The organism is Mesorhizobium sp. P2_A8, assembly GCF_056404935.1.
Map to the genome: position 1 here is coordinate 412,941 of NZ_JBFUDB010000004.1, position 19,419 is coordinate 432,359.

Below are 19,419 nucleotides of genomic sequence, written 5' to 3' on the forward strand. Positions count from 1 at the left end.
CGAGTTGCCGATTTGACTGCCAGGGATGCCCGCCTTCACGCTTTCCGTTCCGACCTTGCCGATGCACGGCTGAAGGGCGAGGTCGCCGCCGACCGCTTCGTCGCCGGTCGGCCGGCGCGGATCACCGCATCCGTGGCCGATGTGCGCAAGGCGCCGCGGCCGGATGCCGGCGTCAATACGCAGCTTCTATTCGGTGACGATGTCCTCGTCTTCGAGGTCGCCGAAGGTTGGGCCTGGATCCAGGCCGAACGCGACGGCTATGTCGGCTATATCGCCGATACCATGCTGGGCGGGCAGGACCATGCCGCGACCCACATCGTGTCGGTGCCGCGCACCTTCCTCTATCCCGGGCCGGATTTGCGGTTTCCGATCGTGGGACAATTGTCGATGGGATCGACGGTGACGGTGGCGGATGCTGCCGAAACCCGGGGCACGCATTATGCCATCCTGCCCTCCGGCGAGGCGATCATCGCTGGTCATGTGCGGCCGTTCAGTAATGTGGCCGCCGACTATGTTTCGGTGGCCGAGATGTTCCTCGGCACACCCTATCTCTGGGGTGGCGCCTCGGGCTTCGGCATCGACTGTTCGGGCCTTGTGCAACTGGCGATGCGCATGGCTGGCAGCGACGTGCTGCGCGATTCCGACATGCAGGCGGCGACCCTCGGCGAGCCGCTCGATCCTGGCCCGGACTATGGCGGGTTGCGGCGCGGCGACTTCGTCTTCTGGAAAGGCCATGTCGCCGTCATGACCGATACCGACACCATGATCCATGCCAATGGGCACACCATGCTGGTATCGCGCGAAGGGCTGAAAGAGGCGATCGCCCGCATCGGCTACCTCTATGGCGGCCCAACCGGGTTTCGGCGGCCTTAATGCATGCCGCCTAAAAGTGGATCCCCGGTTTTGGGGAACGATATGCATCAGCTTCGATCCCCTTTTGTTCCGATTCTTCTTGGCGATTGACCGCCGTCGCGCTACCTCTGGCGGGTGACAGAGCAGCCGCGCCTTGCCGAACAGAATGCCACTGTGGCCCTGCCCGAACCATTCATCAGGTGGTTTGGCGAGAAAGGCTGGTCGCCGCGCGCCCACCAGATCGAATTGCTGGCAAGAGCCCAAAGCGGGCAGTCGGTGTTGCTGATTGCCCCGACCGGCGCCGGCAAGACGTTGGCCGGGTTCCTGCCGTCGCTGACCGAACTGGCCAACCGGCCAAGGCGAAAACCGGGGCAGGCGCATCGCGGTATCCATACTCTCTACATCTCTCCGCTGAAGGCGCTGGCGGTCGACATCGAGCGCAATCTCGGCAAGCCGGTGGAAGAGATCGGCCTGCCTGTCACGATCGAGACGCGCACCGGCGACACGCCCGCGCACAAGCGTCAGCGCCAGAAGCTGGTGCCGCCGGACATTCTGCTCACCACGCCCGAGCAATTGGCGCTGCTGATCGCGGCGCCCGACGCCCGACGCTTCTTCGAGGATCTGCGCTATGTCGTGCTCGACGAGTTGCACTCGCTGGTGACGTCGAAGCGCGGGCATCTGCTGGCACTCGGCCTGGCGCGGCTGCGCAGCTATGTGCCTGGCCTGCAGACGATAGGCTTGTCGGCTACGGTCGCCGAGCCCGACGAATTGCGGCGTTGGCTGGTCGGACAGAATCCGCCGGGCGCCATGGCCGGCCTGATCACCGTGGCCGGTGGGGCCAAGCCCGACATCTCCATTCTCGACTCGGAACAGCATGTGCCGTGGTCCGGCCATTCGGCTCGGTACGCCATTCCCGAAATCTATGAGGCGATCAAAAGGCACCGCACCACGCTGCTGTTCGTCAACACCCGCAGCCAGGCCGAATTGCTGTTCCAGGAACTGTGGCGGGCGAATGAGGACTCGCTGCCGATTGCGCTGCATCACGGCTCGCTCGATGTCGGCCAGCGCCGGCGTGTCGAGAAGGCGATGGGCGAGAATGCGCTGCGTGCCATCGTCGCGACATCGACGCTCGATCTCGGCATCGACTGGGGCGATGTCGATCTGGTCGTTCATGTCGGTGCGCCGAAGGGGGCGAGCCGGCTGGCGCAGCGCATCGGCCGCGCCAACCACCGCATGGACGAGCCGTCCAAGGCGATCCTCATTCCGGCCAACCGTTTCGAGGTGCTGGAATGCCGGGCGGCGCTTGACGCCAACTATCTCGGCGCGCAGGACACGCCGCCGCTGATCAATGGTGCGCTCGACGTGCTGTCGCAGCATGTGCTGGGCGTCGCCTGTGGCGCTCCCTTCGATGCGGACCATCTGTTCGAAGAAGTGCGCGGTGCCGCGCCCTATGCCACGCTGGCGCGCGAGACCTTCGACCGTGTCATCGATTTCGTCGCCACCGGCGGCTACGCGCTGAAGAATTACGAGCGCTACGCCCGCATCCGCAAGACGGTCGGCGGGTTGTGGCGCGTCTCGCATCCGCGCATTGCCCAGCAATACCGGCTGAATGTCGGCACCATCGTCGAAATGCCGGAACTCAATGTCCGCTATGTCAGGCAGGGCCGTGGCATGGCTGGGCGCGGTGGGCCGGTGCTGGGCAAGATCGAGGAGTATTTCGCCGAGACGCTGCGGCCTGGCGACAATTTCCTGTTTGCCGGCAAGGTGCTGCGCTTCGAGGGTATCCGCGAAAACGAATGCGCCGTCTCCAACGGCGCCGGCGCCAACATCATCGTGCCGTCCTATGCCGGCGGCAAGTTTCCGCTGTCGACCTACCTGGCCGATCAGGTACGTGGCATGCTGGCCGATAGCGACCGCTGGCAGGCGCTGCCCGAGCAGGTCGCCGACTGGCTGCGGCTGCAGAAGGAAAAGTCGGTGCTGCCGAAGCGCGGTGACCTGCTGGTCGAGACCTTTCCACGCGGCAACCGCCACTACATGGTCGCCTATCCCTTCGAAGGCAGGCTGGCGCACCAGACGCTCGGCATGCTGTTGACGCGGCGGCTGGAGCGCGCCAATGCCCGCCCGCTCGGCTTCGTCGCCACCGACTATTCGCTGGCCGTCTGGGCGCTGGACGACATGGCGGCACTGTTCAAGGCGAAGAAGCCGTCATTGGCCGCCTTGTTCGACGAAGACATGCTGGGCGACGATCTCGAGGCCTGGCTGAACGATAGCTGGATGCTGAAGCGCACCTTCCGTACCTGCGCGGTCATCGCCGGATTGATCGAGAAGCGCTTTCCCGGGCAAGAAAAGAGCGGCCGCCAGGTTACCGTGTCGGCCGACCTGATCTACGACGTGCTGCGCAGCCACGAACCGGACCATATCCTGCTGCAGGCGACGCGCACCGATGCATCTGCGGGACTGCTCGATGTCAGCAGACTTGCCGAGATGCTCTCGCGTGTCCGCGGTCGAATCATGCATAAGCATCTCGAGCAGATATCGCCGCTGGCCGTGCCGATCATGCTGGAGATCGGCAAGGAATCGGTGAATGGCGGCGCCAACGAGTCGCTTTTGATGGAAGCGGCCGATCTGGTCGAGGAGGCCATGGGCCAAAGATGAGACGGATTTCCTGATGAATTTTTCGCTGGCGCGCACGTCGCTGATCGCCGAGGCCGACCTTGTCGGCATCGCCGGCGAGCGTGCCGTCTGCGACCCGCGCGGCGTGCTTTATTTTCCCGAGCTTCGGCTGTTGGCGGTGTCCGATCTGCATCTGGAAAAGGGTTCGTCACTGGCGCGGCGCGGCGCGCTGATCCCGCCTTACGACACCGGCGCGACCCTGCTCAGACTGCAGGCCGTGATATCAGACTATCAGCCGTCCATCGTCATCAGCCTGGGCGACAGCTTTCATGACGGCGGCGGCGCCGAGCGCATGCATGCGAGCTTCCGCGAACGGCTGGAAGCGCTGATATCAGGCCGCGACTGGTTCTGGGTTGCCGGCAATCACGATCCGGAAGCGCCCGCTGATCTGCCCGGCGAGACGGTGCGTGAACTCGCCATAGGCTCGCTGCTGTTTCGGCATGAGCCGTCGAAGCAGCGTGTCGAAGGTGAAATAGCAGGCCATCTGCATCCTTGCGCGCGCATCGTCCAGCGCGGCCGTTCGGTGCGGCGGCGCTGCTTTGCCGGCGACGGCGGCCGCATGATCATGCCGGCCTTCGGCGCCTATACCGGCTCGCTCAACGTGCTCGACCGCGCCTACGCCGGGCTGTTCCGGCTGGACACGCTGATGGCTTACATGCTTGGCACTGACCGCATTTTTGCGATTTCCCGCTCGATGCTGCGGCCGGGCTAGCGGATATTCAGATTTGCGCCATTGACGATCTGAGTGCAGCCGGGGAGGCCAAACTGCTCGCCCCATATGCATAACGAACCTGCTGCTGCATTGAGCGCCGCTCCGCGTTCTGTCAGCGAATAGACGACCTTCGCTGGGACCTCAGAATAGACCTTTCGGTCGACTAGTCCATCAGCCTCTAGCTCACGCAATTGTTGCGCCAGCATCTTTTCACTGACGCCGGGAAGCGCCTGTCTCAGTCGGCCAAATCTGCGCGAGGCCGTTCCGAGTTCGCAAAGGATATCTACTTTCCATTTTCCTTCGACCATCTTGACGGCCGCTGCAAAGCCATTGTCCGCCGACTTGTTCATCGCGCCTTCCTTACCGTTTGGTGACCACTTACGCCCGGGTGCGTATCGCGCGCCGCTCGTTTTGGCATACCTCTCAAAAAGATTCAGCAAAGCGCGGTCGCGCGCCGCCGATTGATATGGAGCATTGGGATGGAGCGTTCAATCACGGTCATTGGAACGGGCCGCATGGGGTCGGCGCTCGTACATAGCCTGCTTCGGTCGGGATATCGGACGACTGTCTGGAACAGAACAAGACACAAGACCGATCCACTGGTCAAACTCGGCGCGGCAGTTGCGCCTTCCGTGCTGGAAGCCGTCAATGAAAGCGAGATCATCATCGTGAATGTCAGCGACTACGCGGCGACAAAAGCGCTGCTACGCAGCGACCCGATTGCTGCGGTTATTCGCGGCAAGCTGATCGTGGAACTGACTTCGGGAACACCCAGCGGCGCACGGGAAGCTGCTGAATGGTGTACACAGCATGGCGCGTGCTATCTTGATGGCGCGATCATGGCCACGCCGGATTTTATCGGCACGGAAGCTGGAACAATCCTGATTTCGGGGGCCGTTGAGGCTTTCGATTCGAACAGTGACGTTTTTCGCGCTTTGGGCGGCAATGTCCAGCATATCGGCGAAGAACCGGGACGTGCGAACGCGCTCGATAGCGCACTTCTGGCCCTCATGTGGGGCGCTCTGTTCGGAACGCTCCATGCGATCGCCGTGTGTCAGGCCGAAGAAATTGAACTCGGTGAACTGGCGCGGCAGTGGACCGCAACCGCGCCTGTTGTCGACGGCCTTGTGGCGGACCTAATCAAGCGTGCGCGCGCTGGTCGATTTGCAAGCGATGACGAAACGCTCTCGTCGATCTCCGCGCACCATGGATCATTGCAGCATCTGTTGGAGTTGATGCAGTCCCGCAAGATCGACCGCTCCGTGGTCAATGGTTATGATGCGATCTTCAAACGGGCGATAGCGGAAGGCTACTTGGAAGGTGATTTCGCGGCGCTTTCACAATTTCTGGTGACAGGAAAATAACATGTCGCTGGTACATATGATCGATACATATTGTGCTTCGTGGTCCACCGAAAACACCGAGCAGCGGCGGGCGTTGCTGTTACCGATCTTGAGCGACGGGGCGACGTATACAGATCCAACTGTTCACGCTATTGGCGCGGAAGAACTGCTCGTCCACATCGCGGGAATTCAGAGCAAGCATCCCGGTGCCAGCATTCTGCGAACAAGCAACGTGGATGTTCATCACGGCATCGCGCGCTTCACTTGGAAATTCGTGATGCCAGATGGATCATCCTTGCCAGAGGGCTTTGACATAGCTTTTCTTGATGCTGAGCAGGTACAAATCACACGCATCATCGGCTTCTTCGGCTTGTTGCAACGGTCTTGATTTTTCGGTCCGGATCGTGTTTCGGACGGTAGGATCGGGCGACTGAGCAGATGACGAAGAGGCTCGAGCATCGGACCCAAAACTGGTTTTGGAAAATCCGATGCTCAAGCAAGAAGATAGGGCTGCGACACAGTCCGACTTCAAGTTGCGGCTGTGGCTCTATCTTCCGTAGTAGAGCGTGACCGTGTGTTTCGCCTCGGCGAAGAACAGCCATCTTTCGACCAGCATGCCGGCGAACTGAGCGACGGCGGCAAGGACCGACAGCATCGCGGCGAGTGGCCACGGCAAGGCGAACGCAATTGCAAGAAGCAGGACGGGCAAGGCGAAGGCCAGAAGCTGCGTGATCTGGCGCAGGCGGGCGCTGTGCTTGCGCGCGATGCGGAACCCCATTTCCTTGAGCAGGTAGTTCTCCTCGGTATGCGGCCATTCCAGCGACCGTACCGTTCCGTCGGTCAGCCCCGTCGCGGTGTTGGCGGTGGTCGGGATTTCCAGCCGGTCATTGTAGCGCCAGGTCGCCAGTTTCCAACCCCAGCCGAGCAGACCCAGCAGCACCGAGGCCGCCAGAAGGGTCTTCGAGCCGATCGCAAATCCCTGCAGCAACGCGTTCAACAGCACACTGCCGGTCATCGCGGAGAAGATCAGGTAGGCCGGCAAAGTGAAGCGACTGTACCACTGGGCGATCGGCTTGAGCGACGCATAGATCATGCCGGTGGTGCAGACAGTGACGACCGCGCCGATGGCCGCCAGCAATCCGGCGATGGCCACCCAGCCGCCGGTGCGGCCGAAAAACACCCAGCCGATGCCGAACAGTCCCGCCGGGATGAAGGTGACGACAGAGGCAACGCCTTCGCGCGACAGCCATGAACTGCGCCATTGCGAGAACGCCCGCCATGCGCGTTCAGGCCTGCCGAGGTGGCCGGTCGAGGACAACAGCCCGGCCACGATCAGGCCGAGTGCCAGCCCCATGCCGATCAAGCCCAGCCAGAAATCGGGCGCGATGATCTGGAGGCCTCCGAGCACGCCCAGCAGCGCCAGCAGCCCATAGCCGGCGCCCGTGGCCGTGGTGAAGAAGACGACGGAGAAGGCTGGATGCATGGATGTCAGTTCGAAAGCATGCGGTCGACCCAGCCGAGGAAGCCGCCTTCGGCCCGCACCGGTTCGAGTGCCGGCGCGGCCACCGATGCGGCGCGCTTGGTGTGGGCGCGCGGCGGCAAGTATTTGTTGGTCGGGTGATAGCAGAGCTCCGGCATCAGGTCGACGCCGCCGCGCTCCGCCACCAACTGCGAGACGGCCGACGCGGGATCGCCGAGATCGCCGAAATGCCGGGCGCTGGTCGGGCATGCGGCGACGCAGGCCGGCACGCGGTCTTCTTCGGCCAGATTGTCATTGTAGATGCGGTCGACGCACAACGTGCACTTCTTCATCACCCCGACATCGGTGTCGAATTCGCGCGCGCCATAGGGGCAGGCCCAACTGCACAATTTGCAGCCGATGCACTTGTCCTCGTCGATCAGCACGATGCCGTCCGAGGCTCGTTTGTAGGAGGCGCCGGTCGGACACACCGTGACGCAGGCCGGCGTTTCGCAATGCAGGCAGGAACGTGGGAAGTTCACGGTCCGCCCGCCCATCTCGGTGGTGTGTTCGTAGCTGTGGACGCGGTTGAACCAGACGCCGTCGACATGGCCGCCATAGGGGTCGATGTCGGTCAACGGTGCCATGTGGCCACCTGTGTTCCACTCCTTGCAGGCGGTGACGCAGGCCTGGCAGCCGACGCAGGTATCGAGATCGATGACCAGGCCGAGCTTCTTACCGCTTTGACTTGGCAGACAGGTCATTCGGCCACCTCTCTTGCCCGCCGGAAGTCAGCGCCGAAACTGAGCTTGTCGGGTGAAGGTTCGAAATGCGGCGGTTGCTGGAAACGTTCGAATTGCGGCTCGGTGAAGCCGGCTTCCTTGGCCCCGCATTTGACGATGCGCACGCGCAGATCGAACCACGCGGCCTGGCCGGTCACGGGGTCGGAGTTCGAATAGCGCTTGCCATTGGTGTCAGCCGAGGTCTGGTCGCCGATGATGTGGTTGAGCAGGAAGCCGCGATTGGATTCGGCGGCGTCGTCCTTCAGCCCCCAGCTGCCGCGTCGCTTGCCGATGGCGTTCCAGGTCCAGACCGTGCTCCCGTTCACCCCGTCGACCAGCTTGATCTGCCCCTTGACCCTGCCGTTGATACTTTCGATCCACACCCAGTCGTCATCGATCAGGCCGAGACCAGCGGCGGTCCGGTGATGCACGAACAGCCGGTTCTGGCTGGTGATTTGTCTCAGCCACGCATTCTGCGCGCCCCAGGAATGATACATATGCATCGGCCGTTGCGTCAGCGCATGCAGCGGATATTTTTCGAGGTCGACTGCCGCTTCCTCGAAGGGCGTATACCAGAACGGCAGCGGGTCCATGTAGGTCTCGATGCGCTGGCGGTCGCCCTCCGGCGGCAAGACGCGGCCATGGCCACGCGCGGCGAGGCGGAAGCGCTGCAGGGGCTCGCTATAGAGCTGGAAGACGATCGGCTCCGCCTTGGGGACAAAACCCATCTGCACCGCGAAGTCGAGATAGGAGCGGTTCGCCATCTTGTAGTAGCGCTGATCTTCAGCGAAATCCTGGTGCCAGAAACCGCCATTGTCGATGTAGCGCTGCAATTGGTCCGGATTGGCCTCGCCCTTGCCAACTAAGCTTCCGTCCTTGCCGCGCCAGCCGGCAAGTGGGCCGATTCCGGGCGTCCGCTCGTGGTTGACGATGTAATCGGCATAGTCGCGGTATCTGGTGGAGCCATCATCATTGACGAAGCCCGGCAGGCCAAGTCGCGCACCGAGTTCGATCAGCACCGACTGGAACGGCCTGACGTCGCGGTCCGGCTCGACGACGGGATGGCGGATGGCGTCGCCCGGTCCGTCGGCATGGCTGATCGGCCGGTCGAGCAGGCTGATGCAGTCATGGCGTTCGAGATAGGTCGTGTCCGGCAGCACCAGATCGGCGAACGGCACGGTCTCGGAATAATAGGCGTCGGAATAGATGATGAAGGGGATCCGGTAGTTGCCCGCTTCGTCGCTGTCGGTCAGCATCGCCATCGTCTCGACGGTGTTCATCGAGGAATTCCAGGCCATGTTCGACATATACATCATCAACGTGTCGATGGGGTACGGGTCGCCGGCCCAGGCATTGCGGATGACGGTGTGCATGAGACCGTGCGCGGCGAGCGGCGCATCCCAGGAATAGGCCTTGTCGATGCGAACAGCTGTGCCGGCCTCATCGACCAAAAGGTCGTCCGGGCCGCAGACGAAACCGAGTGGCATGCCGTCGAGCGGCGTCATCGGCTTGACGGTCTTGCCGGCGGGCTTCGGCCCGGGCGGCGCGGACCTGGGGTAGGGCGGCTTGAAACGGAAGCCGCCGGGAACGTCCACGGTGCCGAGCAGCACCTGCAAGAGATGGATGGCGCGGCAAGTATGAAAACCGTTCGAATGCGCGGAGATGCCGCGCATGGCATGCATCGAGACCGGCCGGCCCTTGATCGTCTCGTGCCGGCGCCCGGCCCAGTCGGTCCAGGCCACCGGCAGTTCGATCGTCTGTTCGAAGGCGACATGCGCGAGTTCGGCGACGATCCTGCGGATCGTGTCGGCAGGAATGCCGCAGCGCTCCGCGACCGCATCGGGTGCGTAGCTCTCATCGAGGTAGCGGTCGGCAATGAGCTGGAACACCGGAACGCAGCGGCGGCCGTCGACGGTGAAGCTGCCGGTCAGTGCCGGTTTCGCACTGGCATCGGTGGCGCTGACCGGTCGCTTCGCAACCCTGTCCCAGCCCAGCGGGTTGCCGTCGGCGTCGCGGACGAACAGCCCGTCATCGGCCGCGCCCGGCTCCTGGATGACGAGCAAGTGGGCGTTGGTGTAGCGCAGGAGGTAGTCGAGATCGACGCGACCGGCCTTCAGCAGTTCGTGGATGAGGGCGAACACGAACAGGCCGTCGGTGCCGGGCCGGATGCCGATCCAGTCGTCGGCGATCGCATTGTAGCCGGTACGGCACGGATTGATCGAAACCACCTTGGCACCGCGCGCCTTGAGCTTGCCGAGGCCGATCTTGATCGGGTTGGAATCGTGGTCCTCGGCAACGCCGAACAGCATGAAATATCTGGTGTTGTCCCAGTCGGGTTCACCGAACTCCCAGAACGAGCCGCCGATCGTATAGAGGCCGCCGGCCGCCATGTTGACCGAACAGAAGCCGCCATGGGCGGCGAAGTTCGGTGTGCCGAACTGGCTTGCCCACCAGCCGGTGAGCGATTGCGACTGGTCGCGGCCGGTGAAGAAGGCAAGCCTCTTCGGATCGGTCTGGCGGATGGCCGAGAGCCGGTCCGTGGCAATCGAGAAGGCTTCTTCCCACTCGATCTCGCGGAATTCGCCAGAGCCGCGCGGGCCTGTGCGCAACAGCGGCTTCTTCAGCCTTGCAGGACTGTAGTGCTGCATGATGCCGGAGCTGCCCTTGCCGCAGATCACGCCGCGATTGATCGGATGGTCCTTGTTGCCGTTGATGTAGCGGACCTTGCCGTCCTTGATGTGCACATCGATGCCGCAGCGGCAGGCACACATGTAGCAGGTCGTCTTGGCGATGCTGTCGGAAATGCTTGGCGAAGTGTCGACGCCGTCGCCTTCATCGGGCGCGCGCGTGTCCGCAAGCGGGCGTTGCGATGGTGCCGAATTCGCGCCGCGCGGCGGTCCGGGCATCATGATCTGGTGGTGCCTGCGCGGCCGGCGGATTTGGCTCGCGTCTTTGGCCCGGGGCCGCGCATGTAGTGCTCTTCCGGGTGATAGCGGTCGCCGGCCAGCCGCCGCCGGATGCCGCGGGTCCAATGGGCAACTAGGGATCTGAACCGCCCGATCATTTTAGTCTCTGCCATCCAATGGCGAATTTTTTCTAACTTCGCTCGAAAACGTAGAATAAAGCTATCGATCTGTCTAATCAGTTGTTCTTGTAAATTCGATCGATATTGGTTCTTAATGCGCGCATGACCCTGGACCAGTTGCGGATTTTCGTCGCCGTTGCCGAGCGTGGCCACATGACCAAGGCGGCGGAGCTGCTGGGCATTTCCCAGTCGGCCGCGTCGGCCGCCATCCGCGCGCTTGAAGAACAGCACGGCGTCCATCTGTTCAACCGCGTCGGCCGCAATATCGAGCTCGCCCAGACGGGACACCGGTTCCTGCCAGAAGCCAAGGCTGTGCTGGAGCGAGCCGCCGCTGCCCGCAACGTGCTGGAGCATGTCTCGCAGACGGTCACCGGCAGCCTTTCGATCGCCGCCAGCCAGACCATCGCCAGCTATTGGCTGCCGCGCCGGCTGGCTTCCTTCCACGAAGCCTATCCCGCCGTCAGGCTGAGCGTCACCATCGGCAACACCAGGCAGGTCGAGGCCAATGTCCTCGACGGTGCGGCGGATCTCGGCCTGGTCGAGGGGCGCACCGAATCCGACATCCTGCGCCGCGCCAAGGTCGACGTCGACAGGCTGATGCTGGTCGTCGCCAGCTCCCATCCGGAGATCGCCGAGGTCTCTCAGGGCCGGCCCGATATCAAGGGCCTGCGCTGGATCATCCGTGAGGGTGGTTCGGGCACCCGCGAGGTGCTGGAGGATCTGGCCCGCCGCGAAGGCATTTCACTCGCGGACCTGCAGATATTCCTGGTGCTGCCGAGCAACGAGGCGATTCGCCAGGCGGTCGAGGCGGGAGCCGGCGCCACCATCATCTCGGAGCTTGTCGTGGCGCGCGCCGTCGCCGAAGGCAGTCTCAGATCCGTGCCGCTCGAATTGCCGAAGCGCGACTTTGCCATGATCACCCATCGCGATCGCCAGGCAAGCCTGGCCCAGATGGCGCTCAAGGTACATCTCGGCGCCGGCGCCGATGAAACGGTGCCCGCTCGCCCGTGAGTGGGGCGTGTCAGCCGAACTTCCGTTGTGCGTCCAGCGCGAGGCCAAGTCCGACCGAGCCGAACATGTCGCCGTCGATGACGGATGCCTGTGGCACTAGCGACAGGATCTCTCGTCTTGCCAGCGGGATCGCGGTCGATCCGCCGGTCAGGAACACCGCGGTGATGTCGGATGGCTTGACCTGGGCGTCGCGGATGGTCTGCCCGACCGTTGCGGTGACCCGCTCGATGTCCCGGGCAATCGTGGCGTCCAGCCCTTCGCGCGTGATGTCGGCGGCGAACGCCGCGCCCGGCAGCTTCACCGCCACTTCAGCCGATGATCTGTCGGTCAGCTCGATCTTGGCCTTTTCGACAAGCGCTGCCAGCGCATGTCCATAGCGGTGTTCGACGATGTGGATGAAGCGGTCGACCAGGTCGGCGCGCACCGCCTCGTAGCGGATCTGGCGCAGATGCGTCATCGCCTTGGCGGTGTAGACCAGGTTGATGCGCTGCCATGTCGCGAGATCGATGAAGTAGCTGGCCGGCAGGTTGCGCTTGCCGTCCTTGGTCGGGGTCAGATAGCCGAGCTGCGGCATCACATGGGCGATGCTCAGCAGCCGATCGAAATCCGTGCCGCCGATATGGATACCGCGGCTGGCCAGGATGTCGTCCTTGCGGTCGAGCGACCGGGAGCGCTGCGGTGAGACGCGCACGATCGAGAAGTCCGACGTGCCGCCGCCCATGTCGATGATCAGCGCCAGTTCCTCGCGCGTCACCTTCTGCTCATAGTCGAGCGCCGCCGCGATCGGTTCGAACTGGAAGGCGATGTGCTTGAAGCCCTGCGCTCGCGCGGCCTTTTCAAGCTCGCCCTGGGCGTTTGCATCAGCCTCGGGATCGTCGTCGACGAACTGCACGGGGCGGCCGAGCACCACCGTCTCGACCATGCCGCCGGCATCTTCCTCCAGTTTTTTGCGGAGATGGCCGAGGAACAGGCCGACGATCTCCATGAAACCGATCGAGCGGGCCTTGATGCGGGTCTTCTCGTGGGCAAGCGAACTGCCGAGCACGCTCTTCAGCGAGCGCATCAGCCGGCCTTCGATGCTGTCGGTGTAATTGGCGATGGCGTGGCGGCCGAAACTGGTGCGATTGTCCTCGAAGTTGAAGAACACGGCACTGGGCAGCGTGACCTGGCCATCTTCAAGCGCAACGAGCCGCGGCTGCCCATTGCGGACCACGCCGACAGTAGAGTTTGAAGTGCCGAAGTCGATACCGCCGAATGCTGGTCGCATGGCAAGTTTCCTGTATTTCATCTTTTGGGGAGCGGCAGCTCGTGTTCGGCCAGGCCGGGGGCGTGCTCTAACGCAAGACACCGGAAAGGGAAACCTTTTTTCGGAAAAAAGTCCGGCGCTTAAAGCACGTCTGGTCGAAACGGATTCATACGACGCGCTTTAAGCGACATGCATTAGTCCTTTCGGAACACCACTCTTCCGAGCCAGCCCGTCAGCATGGCCAGCGACACCGCAAAGACGCCGTAGAAAAAGGAATAGTCGTGGGCGACGCGGAAGATCGATTGCTCGAAACCGGACTTGCGGATTTCGAGCTGGGCCGAGCTTTCCTTGATGAACAGGCCGCTCTTGAACAGGAAGGCGCGCGCCTTGTGGGTGCCGACTGGAACATTCGGCGCCAGCCTGACCGTGGCGCGGAACAGATTCTGCGACAGGAATTGCACGCCGCCGACATTCTCGCTGTAGAGGCCGGTGGCCGACTTGCGGTCGCGCAGTGCCGCGGTGAATTCCTCGATGGTCGCCGGGCTGTCGCCGGCATCGGCGGGCTGCATGTAGAGGTTGGAGGCGCCGAGTGACAGCTGCCTGTAGCTGTTCGGTTCGGTGATGTCCTGCAGCGGCCGCGTCGTCGCCACCGAATAGGACATCGGCACGTTCTCGAAGGTTTCGGACTCAAGATTGACCCACACGCCGAGCACCCGGTCCTTGCGCCGCACCACCACCGGTCTTGGCGGACCCTCGAGCACGACGATGACATCGTATCTACCTTGACGGGCAACCAGCGGGTCGGGATTTTCCAGCGAGCCGAAAATGGTCAGGTCGGCGCCGGAGAAGCCGGCGGTGATCGACACATTGTCGGTGGAGAGCCCGATCTGGATGCCTTCCGTTAGCGGTGTCTGTGCCTTCGCTGGCACAGCGGCCGCAAGCAGCGACAGGAGAAGGACGGCTGCGAACGCTTTCGGGCCTGTCATCAGTTGAGGCCCGCGGCGGACAGCGAATAGAGATTGGGCGGGGTGACGAAGAGATCGATGGCGAGCCGGATCGCCACCGCCAGCACCAACAGCGCCAGCAGCGCCCTGAGTTGCTCGCCGCGCAGCCTCTGGCCGGCCTTGGCGCCATATTGCGCACCGGCAACGCCGCCCGCCATCAACAGGAAGGCCAGCACGACATCCACGGTCTGGTTGGTGGTGGCGTGGACCAGCGTCGTATAGGCGGAGGTGAAGATGATCTGGAACAGCGAAGTGCCGATGACGACGTTGGTCGGCACTTTCAGGAGATAGATCAGCGCCGGCACCATGATGAAGCCGCCGCCGACGCCCATGATCGACGACAGGAAGCCGATGCCGGCGCCCAGACCCAGCACCGGGATGACGCTGACGAACAGTTTCGAGGCCCTGAACCGCATCTTCAGCGGCAAGCGGTGGATCCAGTTGTGCTGGCCGGATTTCTTCAGCACCGGTGCCGCACCGCTGCGCGTGGCGCGTAGCGCATTGACGCTTTCGACCAGCATCAGCCCGCCGACGGTGCCGAGCAGAACGACGTAAAGCAGCGAGATGAACAGGTCGAGCTGGCCGAGCCTGCGCAGGAAGGCGAAGACGAAGATACCGCCGGTGGAGCCGACGATGCCGCCGGCCAACAAGACGCCACCGAGCTTGAAGTCGAGCGTGCCTCGCTTCATGTGCGAAAGAACGCCGGAGAAGGAGGAGGCGATGACCTGGTTGGCGCCAGTGGCGACCGCGATCGCCGGGGGGATATTGTAGAAGATCAGCAGCGGCGTGATGAGGAAGCCACCGCCGACGCCGAACATGCCCGACAGGAAACCCACTGCCGCACCCATGGCCAGCAGCACGAAGACGTTGACGGAAATTTCCGCGATCGGGAGATAGATGCCCACCCGTCAGTCTCGATCAGTTCTGCCTGTCGGTGAATGCAACCGTTGCGGGCATCTTGAACCCGACAAGCCAATTTGGTCTTGCGCTGGAGGTGCAACGAAGTCAAACGCGTCGCGCCGCCGAAACAAAAAACATCTCAATCAGTTAACAGGCAAATGTGTGGCAAGGGCGTCGTGGAAGCGACGCATCTGCCGTTATTTGCGCGCCAGCAGCGCCTTGACCAGTTTTTCATCGACCGCGCCGGTCGCCGGCATCTTGTTGTCGGTCTGGAAAGCCATGATCGCGGTCTTCGTCTTCTCGCCCATCTTGCCGTCGGCGTCGCCCGCATCGTAGCCATTCTTGTTGAGAATGCGCTGGATGTTCTGGACGGCCTTCTTCATGTCGATGCTGGCGGTCGTCTGCGGCGTGCCGTCCTGCCAGGATTCGGGAATGTCGGCCGAGTTGGCTGCCGCATCCAGCGGCTTGGCCTTCCACAGTTCGGCCGCGGCGCGGGCGCGTTCGAGCTGCTCGGGCCGCAAAGCATTGGCGATCTCGTCGCGCTTGGCCGCTGCATCCTTGTCGCCGGTCTTGGCGACGAGGGCGAACCATTTGTAGGATTCCTCGAGGTTCTGCTTCATGCCGACGCCCTTGGCGGCGAGGATGCCGAGGTTGAACTGGCTGTCCTTGACGCCGACGTGGGCGGCCGCCTGGAACCAGTGCGCAGCCGATTCATTGTCGGTGACACCATCCGCGGCCATGGCGAACAGCACGGCCAGATTGTGCATGGCGCTGGCGTTGCCCTGCTCGGCGCCGAGCTGGTACCAGGTCTTCGCTTTCTTGATATCGCGCGCGACGCCGATGCCCTTCTCGTAGAAATTGCCAATGCGGTATTCGGCCGGCGCGAAGCCGAGCTCCGCTGATTTTTCGTACCATTTGGCGGCTGCCGCCAAGTCTTCCTTGACGCCGCGCGACTCGGCGTAGCGCGAACCGATCTCGAACAACGCCTTGGCGTCGCCATTGCCGGCGGCATCGCGCAATGCGACTGGGCCGACGTCGGTGGGAATGTCGATCTTGGCCGTGGCCGCCGGCGAAGCATCCGCCGGCGGAACCGCGCCTGTCGTGTCCTTGGCGGTGGTCGGCTCGGCCGCCATTGGCTCGGTATCGGCGTCGCTCGCTTGCGCGGCGGTCGCGGCAGTCGGGGCCGAACCCGCTGAAGCTGACGTGTCGGACGCCGCCGCGTTCGCATCGGCGGGCGTGGTCGACGCAACAGGCGCGGGAACCGACTCCGCGGGAGGCGCGGCATCCATCGACGGCTCGATGGTTGGCGGCGTGGCCATCGTACCTTGCGCGGCCATGTCATCCTTGGTTGCCGGTTCGGACGGCTCGGCCTGTCTGACGGCACGGGCCGGTGCGCTTTCCACCGCTGAGGGCTGAACGTCCTTTTTCGGCTGGGCTGGGGCGTCCACCGAGGCGGTTTGCACCGGTTGCGGGGCGACGATCGGCGCGGCGTCGTTACTCGCCACCTGCGCCGGATCGGCGAAGAAAGCCTTGCCCAGCTGCAGGCCGGCAAGCGCCAGCATGATTGCGGCGGCCGCCATCAGGATCGGCTTGCGCCGCGCCTTGAGCAGGTCGCCGATCCGCAGCGCCTTCACCGGTCCGGTCATCGTCGATTGCCGCTTCAGGGCATCGGCTTCGGCGGCAGCGGCCTGCGCCGCACGCCGGGCGGCGGCAATGAAGTCCGACTTGGCGGCATCGGTTTCGCTGGGCTTGGCCGGCTGGCCGCGCTCGTCACGCACGCGCTTCATGATGGCATTGAGATCAGGTGCGCCGGAACCGGGCTCCAGCGGCCGGTTGGCCATTTTCGGGTCAAGCGGTTCGTCGAGGTCGACACTCGGGATCGAGGCAGTCGGCGCCGAGCCGGCCAGCGGTGGAATGTCCGCCTCCTTCTTGCCCTTGAATGCACGTGCCAGCCCGCCGAACAACGATTTGCGTCCGCCTGCCTGTTCACTTTTCTCGGCGATCGTGTCGGAGCTGAGAGCAGCCATGGCCGCGGCAGCGGCGGCCTCGGCCGGCGAGCGCGTGCCCGGGTCGCTGCGCATGACCGGTTCATTTCGCGAACCCGGCTCATTGCGCAGGATGGCAGCGGCGCGGCCATCGAGATCGGCCATGTCTTCGGTCAGCGGCATCGGGTGATCGATATCCATCGACGGGGCATCGACGGCCATCTTGGAGCGCCGCGCGCCGCGCCGGCTGTTCGGTTCGACAGACGCCGCATCCAGGAGTTCGCTCACCGCCTCGACCGGCTCGCCGGGTTCTAGCGAACCCAGCCTGTCGACGATCTTGAGCAGCGTGTCGTGGATGGCCTCGAACGTTCTCGAATTGCGCTCGTCCGAGCGCCGCGTCAGTGTTTCAAGCGTCTTCAGATCCTGGGCGAGGCCGGAAACGGCCATCGTGTTGGCGCTCGAACCGGCCAGCGAATGCACAGCGTTCTCGGCTGCTTCGCGCGCCGCGCCGAGGATGGAATCGCGGGTTCCGGCCAGCGACTTTTCGATCTCGTCGAGACGCGGGCTGATGTCCTCGAATTCCGGCAGCGGCGTGCTGGGCTTTGAAAGGTGTAGGGACAGACCGGCGACCTGCGCCTCCAGGCTGCGGATGAGCGCCGGATCGATGCCGGCCACCTGCGCGGCCGACGCGTCCAGCCGGCTTGAGATGTCTTCGAGCCGGCTCTCTAGGCCCCGGATCGCCGCTTCGCCTGCAGGATCGGGAACACGCGTTTCGATGCGCTTGGCCAGCGCGGTGAAGCGAGCGTCGATGGCTTCCATGATGCCGGCGCTGTCGACTTGCGGCATGCGCTGGTCCAGCCTGTCGGCAACCTCGTCCAACCGTCGTTCGAGATCGCGAAACAGCATGTTGCCCTGTTCGATGGCGTCACCCTGCCGGCGTTCCATCATGCCCGACAGCACGTCGAAGCGTTGCTCCAGTCCGTGGAAGATATAGTCGGCGTCAGGCATGGCCGGCGCCTGGTCGATCTTGTCGGCGATGAGGGCGATCTGCTTGGCCAGGCGCTCCATCGCCTGCTCGGGCAGGTTGGCGCGGCCGGCGAGCTCGTCGACACGGCTCGATAGCGTGCTCAGCCGGTCCATGACCGCATTGCCGGGACGGTCCTGCGCCACCTCCTCGATCTGCTGGGCAAGCGAGTCGATCCGCCTCTCGATGCGCTCGAAGGCTTCGTGGTCGAATGAATTGGCTTGCGCCGCGACCGTCGAGGCGACGATGGCGCGGGAAATCTCGTCCAGCCGCTCGTCGATCATGCCAAGCGTGTCGCTGCCGCGATTGTCCTGCTGGCTGGCGAAATGGTCGACGGCGCCGGCGAGCGTGCGCACCTTTTCCTCGAGCGAACGCAGCGACAGCGATTCCGGCAGGTTGTTGACGGCATTGCTGATCTGCTCCAGCCGGTCGGTCAGAACAGACAGGCCAGGGTCGTCCGAGCGCTTCCGCTGATCGGCGTCGACGCGATCCTCGAAGGCTGTCCAGCGGCGATCGAAATCGTCCCAGCGGCGGTCGACCTTCTGCACGCTCTCCTCGCGCGCCAGTGTGTCAAGCGCGGCTTTGACCTGCTCGAGCTCGAGCCGCAGCATGTTGACGCTTCTGTCATCACTTTTCTCGGCCAGGGTCTGGATGGCGCCGGAAAGCCGCTCGAATTCAAGGCCGAGTTCGGCGCTGCCCTTGGTCGAGGCGCCGGGCTTGGCGCCTGACTGGAAAGCCCGCTCGATGTCATTGCGCAGCGCTTCGAATTCCCGCTGCAGCCCGGCCGTCATCTGGTGGCGCAGTTCCTCGCGCATGCCGCGCAACTCGCCGGCGATCTTGCCGACCATGGCAACGCCGTCTTCCTGGCCGCGCACGCGATCGATGTCGCGGGCAATGGCCTGATAATTCTGCTCGAAAGCGGCGGCGGGCTGCATCGGGCTCTTCTGGCGCGGCGCCGGCTGCGGATCCTCATACCAGCGCTGCTGGCCGGTGGGGTGGGCAGCGGGATAGCGCGCGTCGGTGCCGTGTTGGCGGGGATCCGGACGTGCCATCGGGTCCTCGCGCGTCCGCTCCAGCCGCTGCTCCAGCGTTTCGAGGGAACGGTTCAACTGCTCGAGCGTGGTCTGCGGCCTGCGCTGCCTGCCGGCGTTGAGTGTGTCGAGATAGGACCGCTTGTTGTTCATCGTTGCGTCCGTCTTTCAGAATGGCTGGCTCGCGGCCAGGTTCCCCCAAGTCCCTGTCGGAACGAGGCGACAGCGGCTAGGCCGCAGCGGAAGACTAGCTTCCCGGGTTCTCACCCGCGCTCCGAAAAACCGTGAAAAATTCGATACAGGATAAACACG

General features: G+C 63.8%; 14 protein-coding genes. 6 read left to right on the top strand and 8 right to left on the bottom strand.

Features of this window, described 5'->3' with window-relative positions; all coding sequences use genetic code 11:
• Window positions 1-12: 12 nt before the first annotated feature.
• The 3 genes from AC1D10_RS14460 (at window position 13) to pdeM (ending at window position 4,237) form a co-directional block, all read left to right on the top strand.
• Window positions 13-873, top strand: a complete 861-nt coding sequence (locus AC1D10_RS14460) for a C40 family peptidase (RefSeq protein ID WP_477272765.1) — start codon at window positions 13-15, stop codon at window positions 871-873.
• 114 nt (window positions 874-987) lie between these two features.
• On the top strand, window positions 988-3,507 hold the full coding sequence (locus AC1D10_RS14465; protein WP_477272767.1) for a ligase-associated DNA damage response DEXH box helicase: 2,520 nt from the start codon (window positions 988-990) through the stop codon (window positions 3,505-3,507).
• 13 nt (window positions 3,508-3,520) lie between these two features.
• Entirely contained in the window at window positions 3,521-4,237 is a 717-nt protein-coding gene (gene pdeM / locus AC1D10_RS14470) for a ligase-associated DNA damage response endonuclease PdeM (RefSeq protein WP_477272769.1), read from the top strand.
• Here pdeM and AC1D10_RS14475 read toward each other — a convergent pair.
• The gene (locus tag AC1D10_RS14475) at window positions 4,234-4,587 is read right to left on the bottom strand and encodes a winged helix-turn-helix transcriptional regulator (RefSeq protein ID WP_477272771.1); all 354 of its coding nucleotides are present in this window, start codon (window positions 4,585-4,587) and stop codon (window positions 4,234-4,236) included. The genes pdeM and AC1D10_RS14475 overlap by 4 nt on opposite strands.
• A gap of 129 nt (window positions 4,588-4,716) precedes the next feature.
• Between AC1D10_RS14475 and AC1D10_RS14480 the strand changes: the two genes are divergently transcribed.
• Complete coding sequence (locus tag AC1D10_RS14480; RefSeq protein WP_477272773.1) at window positions 4,717-5,601, top strand: NAD(P)-dependent oxidoreductase; 885 nt, start codon at window positions 4,717-4,719, stop codon at window positions 5,599-5,601.
• A gap of 1 nt (window position 5,602) precedes the next feature.
• On the top strand, window positions 5,603-5,968 hold the full coding sequence (locus tag AC1D10_RS14485; protein ID WP_477272775.1) for a hypothetical protein: 366 nt from the start codon (window positions 5,603-5,605) through the stop codon (window positions 5,966-5,968).
• A gap of 159 nt (window positions 5,969-6,127) precedes the next feature.
• On the opposite strand, the gene AC1D10_RS14490 is transcribed toward AC1D10_RS14485, so the two are convergent.
• The 3 genes from AC1D10_RS14490 to AC1D10_RS14500 are packed head-to-tail and all read right to left on the bottom strand — an operon-like array spanning window position 6,128 to window position 10,730.
• A complete protein-coding gene (locus AC1D10_RS14490) occupies window positions 6,128-7,063 on the bottom strand; it encodes a dimethyl sulfoxide reductase anchor subunit family protein (RefSeq protein WP_477272777.1) in 936 nt (311 codons plus the stop codon).
• 5 nt (window positions 7,064-7,068) lie between these two features.
• Window positions 7,069-7,803 carry a 4Fe-4S dicluster domain-containing protein gene (locus tag AC1D10_RS14495; RefSeq protein WP_477272779.1) on the bottom strand — a complete coding sequence of 245 codons (735 nt, stop codon included), beginning with the start codon at window positions 7,801-7,803 and terminating at the stop codon, window positions 7,069-7,071.
• Window positions 7,800-10,730 carry a molybdopterin oxidoreductase family protein gene (locus tag AC1D10_RS14500; RefSeq protein WP_477272781.1) on the bottom strand — a complete coding sequence of 977 codons (2,931 nt, stop codon included), beginning with the start codon at window positions 10,728-10,730 and terminating at the stop codon, window positions 7,800-7,802. The genes AC1D10_RS14495 and AC1D10_RS14500 overlap by 4 nt, the downstream gene beginning before the upstream one ends.
• Window positions 10,731-11,008: 278 nt before the next feature.
• On the opposite strand from AC1D10_RS14500, the gene AC1D10_RS14505 reads away from it, so the two are divergent.
• Window positions 11,009-11,917 (top strand): LysR substrate-binding domain-containing protein, encoded by a 909-nt coding sequence (locus AC1D10_RS14505; protein ID WP_477272783.1) that lies wholly within the window; start codon window positions 11,009-11,011, stop codon window positions 11,915-11,917.
• A gap of 10 nt (window positions 11,918-11,927) precedes the next feature.
• Here AC1D10_RS14505 and AC1D10_RS14510 read toward each other — a convergent pair whose 3' ends face one another.
• The 4 genes from AC1D10_RS14510 to AC1D10_RS14525 all read right to left on the bottom strand — a co-directional run bounded on the left by AC1D10_RS14510 (window position 11,928) and on the right by AC1D10_RS14525 (window position 19,260).
• The gene (locus AC1D10_RS14510) at window positions 11,928-13,184 is read right to left on the bottom strand and encodes an Hsp70 family protein (RefSeq protein ID WP_477272786.1); all 1,257 of its coding nucleotides are present in this window, start codon (window positions 13,182-13,184) and stop codon (window positions 11,928-11,930) included.
• A 173-nt stretch (window positions 13,185-13,357) separates the two neighbouring features.
• Window positions 13,358-14,149, bottom strand: a complete 792-nt coding sequence (locus tag AC1D10_RS14515; protein WP_477272788.1) for a TIGR02186 family protein — start codon at window positions 14,147-14,149, stop codon at window positions 13,358-13,360.
• On the bottom strand, window positions 14,149-15,072 hold the full coding sequence (locus AC1D10_RS14520) for a sulfite exporter TauE/SafE family protein (protein ID WP_379107011.1): 924 nt from the start codon (window positions 15,070-15,072) through the stop codon (window positions 14,149-14,151). The genes AC1D10_RS14515 and AC1D10_RS14520 overlap by 1 nt, the downstream gene beginning before the upstream one ends.
• A gap of 192 nt (window positions 15,073-15,264) precedes the next feature.
• Window positions 15,265-19,260, bottom strand: a complete 3,996-nt coding sequence (locus tag AC1D10_RS14525; protein WP_477272791.1) for a peptidoglycan-binding protein — start codon at window positions 19,258-19,260, stop codon at window positions 15,265-15,267.
• Window positions 19,261-19,419: the final 159 nt, after the last annotated feature.